General features: G+C 76.2%; 2 protein-coding genes. One reads left to right on the top strand and one right to left on the bottom strand.

Annotated elements, in window-relative coordinates; translation table 11 throughout:
- The coding region (locus HCN56_RS26860) for a helix-turn-helix domain-containing protein (protein WP_167975037.1) at positions 1–309 on the bottom strand (309 nt) is incomplete at its 3' end.
- A 470-nt stretch (positions 310–779) separates the two neighbouring features.
- Between HCN56_RS26860 and HCN56_RS25595 the strand changes: the two genes are divergently transcribed.
- Complete coding sequence (locus tag HCN56_RS25595; RefSeq protein WP_167975035.1) at positions 780–1139, top strand: hypothetical protein; 360 nt, start codon at positions 780–782, stop codon at positions 1137–1139.
- The last annotated feature ends 52 nt before the right edge of the window (positions 1140–1191 follow it).

Below are 1191 nucleotides of genomic sequence, written 5' to 3'. Positions count from 1 at the left end.
GGGCGCGGCCGCCGCACCGGTCGTCGCGCCCCGGGTTGCGGCGTCACGCCCGCGGGGCGGGCGGGCGGCGTCGGCGAGCACCCACGCCCGGTGGAGAGCGACCAGTTCGGCGCGGTCCGCCCCGCAGGCGCGCGCGATCCGTTCCACCGGGGCGTAGTCAAGGGGTACGGCCGCGCCGGAGCCGTACCGGTGGAGGGTGGAGGCACTCATGTGCAGTCGGCGCGCCAGCGTTCCGTAGCTGAGCCCGGAACGCTCCTTCAACTCCCGTACCCGACGCGCGAACTCCGCGGCGGCGTCCTGCTGCCCCACCCCGACCCCTCTCCCCTCAACTGCTGTGCGGCCGGCCCGGCCGGATACGCGGCGGCGAGGCTGGCCAGCCCCGCTGTCGCACTGCCGGGCGAAGCGACTGCGGACAGGTGCGAACCGCGCCGCCCTGCCCAGCGCCACACGCGTGCCGCTCCGATACCCGTACCGACACCGATGCCCGCACCGACGGCGTCCCCGACGCCGACACCATCGGGGACGACCCTAGGCCCGGCACACCCCGGCGCCGCCCACCGGGCGGCGGCGCAGCACCGCGCCCACCTCTCCGGACCGGCGGCGCGTTCCACCCGGCGTTCCAGGCAGGACCCGTCATTGCAGCTCAGCGGCAGCGCGAACATTCCCGCATCCCGTCCCCGCCACGTTCCGTTGCCCCCGTCCCACCCCCGGGGCACGGTGGTGACGACACCTCGCCGGGAGCGCCCCGGCGAGGGTGGACACCACTCCGAGGAGGAGTCATGCGACGCACCACTGCCCGCTGGACGGCGGGGCTCGGGACCGCCGCGGCGATCGGCGCGCTGACGGTCGGTACGACGCTCCAGGCACAGGCCGGACAGCAGCCGCCGTCCGCAACCGCACCGTCCCCCGCCGACTTCCTGGCCGTGGACGAGCTGCCGCCGCACGCTCACTCCGACTGGTATGCCGGTGAGGTGGCCCCAGGGCTGCCCGAGGCGCCGCTGGACTGCTTCGACGGCCTGGTCCCGGCCACCGGCGCTTCGCACCGCGACTACTGGACCGAGCTGGACACCTCGGCCCGTCAGATCGTGGTCCGCGCCGCCGACACGACGGCGGCGGCCGACCTGGCGGCCGCGCGCTGACCCGGTTCGTCGCGGACGTGAAGGCGGGCCGGCCCGAGGTGACCGCGCCGGT

Source organism: Streptomyces lonarensis, from assembly GCF_012033735.1.
Lineage (GTDB): Bacteria > Actinomycetota > Actinomycetes > Streptomycetales > Streptomycetaceae > Streptomyces > Streptomyces lonarensis.
Note: the sequence above shows the minus strand (reverse complement) of the source record. Positions and strands in the feature narration are given on the sequence as shown.